The 4980-nt window shown below is 70.4% G+C and carries 6 protein-coding genes; all 6 read right to left on the reverse strand.

Annotation, left to right across the window (positions count from 1 at the left end):
* Positions 1–1712, reverse strand: a 1712-nt coding sequence (locus CCN35_RS24805; protein ID WP_425444323.1) for a sacsin N-terminal ATP-binding-like domain-containing protein, incomplete at its 3' end; no start/stop codon positions are given.
* Between the two features lie 140 nt (positions 1713–1852).
* Positions 1853–2908, reverse strand: coding sequence for a glycoside hydrolase family 5 protein (locus CCN35_RS24810; RefSeq protein ID WP_086794407.1), 1056 nt, complete (start codon positions 2906–2908; stop codon positions 1853–1855).
* Positions 2909–3154: 246 nt separating this feature from the next.
* Positions 3155–3364, reverse strand: a complete 210-nt coding sequence (locus tag CCN35_RS24815) for a DUF397 domain-containing protein (RefSeq protein WP_086794408.1) — start codon at positions 3362–3364, stop codon at positions 3155–3157.
* A gap of 38 nt (positions 3365–3402) precedes the next feature.
* The gene (locus CCN35_RS24820) at positions 3403–3612 is read right to left on the reverse strand and encodes a DUF397 domain-containing protein (RefSeq protein ID WP_086794410.1); all 210 of its coding nucleotides are present in this window, start codon (positions 3610–3612) and stop codon (positions 3403–3405) included.
* Positions 3613–3682: 70 nt separating this feature from the next.
* Positions 3683–3892 (reverse strand): DUF397 domain-containing protein, encoded by a 210-nt coding sequence (locus CCN35_RS24825; protein ID WP_067399977.1) that lies wholly within the window; start codon positions 3890–3892, stop codon positions 3683–3685.
* Complete coding sequence (locus tag CCN35_RS24830; RefSeq protein WP_067399979.1) at positions 3889–4764, reverse strand: helix-turn-helix domain-containing protein; 876 nt, start codon at positions 4762–4764, stop codon at positions 3889–3891. Before CCN35_RS24830 ends, CCN35_RS24825 begins: the two co-directional genes overlap by 4 nt.
* Positions 4765–4980: the final 216 nt, after the last annotated feature.

Consider the following 4980-nt stretch of genomic DNA (forward strand, 5'->3'; position numbering starts at 1 on the left):
GTGGCGGGCAGGGCGCCGAGCTTCTCCAGGACGGGGTGGGCGGCGTCCGGGTGGGCGACCTTCAGACCGAGCCGGCCCAGCACCTCCGGGTCGATGTGCGGGGTGTCCGGGCCGGGCAGCAGGACCTGCCGGGGCCCGATGGTCGTACGGCCGTCGGCGAGCGGCACGGGCAGCCCGGAGAGCCGGTCGGGGTCGACGCCCGCGAGGCTGTCGTACAGCCGCCGCCACCAGCCCGGCTCCTTCTCCAGACCGGCCAGCCGGTCGATGGCGTCGGCCAGCGGCAGCCGGGCCACGCCCAGGGTGCGCAGCTCCACCCGCCGTTCCAGTCCGGCCGGCAGCAGGGTGGGCAGCACCTCGGCGAGGACGCGCACGGTGTCCGCGCCCGCGCCCTCGACCACCTCGGCGTCGCGGGGACGGAGGGACTCGGGCAGGTGGGAGTCGTGCTCGGCGGGTGCGACGGCGGGCGGCAGGAAGGCGGTGCGCGGCAGCCGCTCGAGGATCGCCTGCCGCAGGGCGCCGTCCAGCTCGCCCTTGCCCAGCGGGCCGGGCACGAGGTCGATGACGCCCTCGGCCACCGGCCGCCACTCGGCGAGAAGCTCGGCGTAGGCGTCGGCCGCGCGCTGCACCAGGAAGTCGGTCAGCGGGCCGGGCGCGGTGTGCCGGCGGGTGCTGTCCATCGGGAACGACGCGATGAGCAGGGCCGGGATGCCGAGGGGTTCGTCGCTCGGGGTGGGCGCGTGCACCACGGGGCTGGTGCGGGGACGCACCGGGTTGCCGTAGGCGTCGACGGGCACGGCCCAGGTGACCGACCAGTGCGGGCGCAGCCGCTCCTCGACCGGGCGGTCGGCGAGCAGATCGGGGGTGAGGGTGCCGTGGGCGGAGGAGGTGCGCCAGTGGGTGACGCGGACGGAGGGCTCGTCGTCCGCACGTTCCCGGGAGGGGGGCAGGGAGTCCTCGACGACGATGAACGCCCCGTCGGTGCGGCGGCTCAGGGTGCGCGGGCCCTCGTCACCGATCTCGACCACGACCTCCTCCAGGCCGGGCAGGGTGAGCAGCAGGGCGTCGTCGACGGCGCGCAGGAGCCGTTCGGCCAGGTCGGCGGCGGCCGCGTCGCGCAGCGGCAGGATGACGACCGTGTCGTAGGACTCGGGGGCGGTGCCCTCGGCGGCGAACGGCAGCCGCAGCAGCGGTACGTGCCCGTCGCGGCGGCGGATCTCGTCCCCGAGACCGGGGCTGTGCCGCGCGGTCTCCTCGGCCAGGCCGCGGGCCTCGGCCAGCGACCAGCGCACCCCGCCGTGCCGGCTGATCAGCGCGGGCTCGTCGGTGACGGCGAGGACGGCGGCGAAGCCGATGCCGAAGCGGCCGACGGGGGTGGTGGACTCGTCCCGCTTGGCGGAGGCGCGGAGCGTGGAGAGCGACTCGACACCGGCCGCGTCCAGGGGAGCGCCGGTGTTGGCGGCGGCGAGCACCCCGTCGCGCAGGGTGAGCCGCAGCCGCCCGGGCACGCCCGCACGGGCGGCGGCATCGGCGGCGTTCTGCGCCAGCTCGACGACGAGCCGGTCCCGGTAGCCGCCGAGGACCAGGTCCTCCTCCGCGTTGGCGTCCTCCCGGAACCGCGCCGGACTGGCCGCCCAGGCATCCAGCACCCCACGCCGCAGGCGTGCGGTTCCGAACGGATCACCTTCGGCGGCCGGCTGCACGAACATGCTCACGTCCACTTCTCCCTCACAGGTCTGAGGTCGAAGGTACCGCCCCGGGGGACGTGGGCTCCCCCTGTCCCCGGCGGACAAGTGCCCGCCCGCCCGGGCAGCGGCCACGAGCGGGCGGACGGGTGACGCCGTGCGGTGCGGTGTCAGGCGGTCGGGAAGTCGTCCGGGGTCCTGAGGTGGTCGCGCACCCACACCCCGGCGGGTTTCAGGGACGAGGTGCCGGTCCAGGGACCGTTGGAACGGCATGTGCCGGTCTTGAAGACGGCGCCGCTGCGGTGGTCGTCGGAGAAGTTCCAGTTGACCCAGCTGATCTTCTCGGCGGCCATCAGATCGAGGTAGCGCTGGGACATGGCGAAGTCGTCCGCGCCCTCGCCGGCGTAGTTCTGGGTGCCGAACTCGGTGACGAACACGGGGATGCGGCGGGCGGCACGCGCCAGGGTCGCCAGATACTCGTCGCGGTGCGAGTAGGCGTAGAAGTGGAACGTGTACATGATGTTGGAGGCGCGGACCGGGTCATTGACGATCTCGGACTCGTCGGCGCCCTCGGAGACGCCGAGCGAGGACCAGCCCCGGGTGCCGACGAGGACCGGCGCGTCCGAGTCGATGTTCCGGATGACCGGGACGATCTGCTCCGCGTAGCTCTTGATGCGTGACCAGCTCACACCGCTGGGCTCGTTGGCGATCTCGTAGAGGATGTTGTTCTTGTCCTTGTGGCGGCTCGCGATGTCGGTGAAGAACTTCCGGGCCCGGTCGAGATTGTGGTGGGGGTCGCCGGGGTCGAGCATGTGCCAGTCGACGATCACATACATGCCACGGTCGGTGGCCTGCTGGATCAGGGAGTCGGCCAGGTCGGTGAAGTGCGCGGGGTCGGTCTCGTAGCCGCCCTCCTGCACATAGGTGGAGATGCGCAGGACGTCGGCCTTCCAGTCCTCGGCCAGGGCGTCGAGCGAGCCCGGGGTCAGACACTGGGAGTACCACTGGGTGCCGTGGGTGCTCATGCCGCGCAGCTGGATCGGCTTGCCGTACTGGTTGCAGAGCTTGGTGCCGCAGACCTTCAGCTGTCCGTTGACGTCCACCGGGGTGCCGGGCGCCGTGGGGGCGGCGTGCGCGCCGGGCAGAGGGGTGAGGCCGAGCAGGAGTGCGCTGCCGAGGGCTGCCGCCAGGGCGGACAGACGGCGGGAGAGACGTGCCGGTTTCATGTGGGGAGACTCCGTTCACGGAGGAAGGCTGTGGGGACTCCGTTCACGGAGGAAGCCCGGAAAACTTCCTGACGGAGCATCGAACAAGTTCCACAGTGGCATTGCAAGGTTCACGACAAGTTTCACCGGGCACAGAGACGGCGGGCACGGCGAAGATCAACGGGAACAGGGGCGCCAGGTCCTCTTCCCGCATGGGCCACAGGCCGGGTCTCGACCGGGGGCGGGGCCATCCGCCCCTCCGGGGGGTCAGCCCTCGGACACGTACGGGACGAAGTGGGCCCACGCCTCCAGGGCAAAGGTGAGGCGGGGGCCCGTGATGTTCTTGGAGTCGCGGACGTGGACGGTGCCGGGGCTGGTGGCGATCTCGACGCAGTCGTTGCCGTCGCCGCTGCTGCTACGGCTGCTCTTGAACCACGCCGACTCGGGGACGTTTCCAGTAGCGGTCTTGCGCACCATGTCTCTCCCGGCAGTTTTCCAGCGCGTGCCGCTGAGGGTCAGCTTCCCGAGACGTACGCCACGAAGTGCGCCCAGGCGTCAGGCGCGAGGGTGAGCTGCGGGCCTTCGGTGTTCTTGGAGTCGCGGACGTGAATGGTGCGGGGCGCTGTCGCGATCTCGACGCAGGACTCGCCATCGGTGCCGTCGCTGTAGCTGCTCTTGAACCACGCCAGTTCGGAGGCGCCCCCAGCGATGGTCTTGCGGACCATGTCCCTCCCAGCAGTTACTCGATCTGCTTCGAGCTGATGCGCTGGCCGCAGGACGGACCGGACAGCGTGCTCAGCCCTCGGACACGTACGGCACGAAACGCGCCCACGCCTCCGGGGCAAAGGTGAGGCGGGGACCCGCGATGTTCTTGGAGTCGCGGACGTGGACGGTGCCGGGAGTCAGGGCAAGTTCCACGCAGGACTCACCGTCGTTGCCGCCGCTGTAGCTGCTCTTGAACCACGCCGACTCGGGGATGTCTCCGGCGGTGGTCTTGCGCATCATGTCTCTCCCAGCAGTTGCTCGATGAAGGTCAGCGAATCCCCTGGCGAAAGCGCCTGAGCCCGGATGGTGCCATACCGCAGCTCAAGGATGCGCAGATGCTTGGGGTCGGAGACCGGCCGACCGTTGAACGCACCGTCGGAGCGGCCTACAGCCGTACCGTCCGGAAACTTCAGCAGTTCGATCCGACCGTCCAGCCCGGAGTGGGTGGTGCTGCGCATGGGCATCACCTGAAGCACAACGTTGTGCAACCGCCCCACCTCCAGCAGACGTTCGAGCTGCTGACGCCACGTCATTGTGCCCCCGATGGGGCGTCGCAGGACCCCCTCTTCCAGGACAAAACTAAGTGCTGGGGCAGGTGAGCGCTCGAAGACCGACTGCCGGGCCAGTCGAGCGGTCACCATGCGTTCCACGTCGTCGGGCGAGTACGGCGGCTGCGCTGCGCCGATCACGGCTCGTGCATGTTCAGGCGTCTGCAACAGCCCAGGGACGATGTGGCACTCGTACAGAGCGATCTCGACGGCCTTGGCCTCCATCTGCGCCAAGTCGCGGACTTTCTTGGGATACCGGACCTTCTTGACGTCCTCCCAGGTCGCCGAGATCAGCCCGCCCGCGCCCAGTACCTCATCGGCTCTGTCCAGGTATTCCTGCCGGGGAATCCGCTTGCCGCTCTCGACCTTGTAGACCAGGTCGTCCCCGTATCCCATCACCGCGGCGAACTCGGCGACCCGCATCCCGATCGCCTCGCGCCGCAGCTTCAACTGCCGCCCCACGGTGGCGATCACCGCAACGCCCCACTCGTCGTTCGGATCCACCTCCCACCCCGGCTCGTCCGCCTCTGTCCTGAGCCGTACTGCATCGCCGTCCACCGACATGTCGCGCCCCTCCGTGGTTCCGCGTCGTACCGCGACGCCCTACCCGTACCAACGGTGCCGACGGTCTGGACAGCACTGGACAAGCAACCGACAGTCACCGCACACATTCGGCCGCAGCCCACCCCACCAGCCGGTTTTCGCGCAAGCGCGCAGGGGCCGAACCGTGCTGCTCGGCACCGGAACTCACTTCCGCAGGTTCCGGTGCCGAGCAGCACG

The sequence above is a fragment of the Streptomyces thermovulgaris genome (genome assembly GCF_002155915.1).
In the GTDB taxonomy this organism is placed as follows: Bacteria; Actinomycetota; Actinomycetes; order Streptomycetales; family Streptomycetaceae; genus Streptomyces; species Streptomyces thermovulgaris.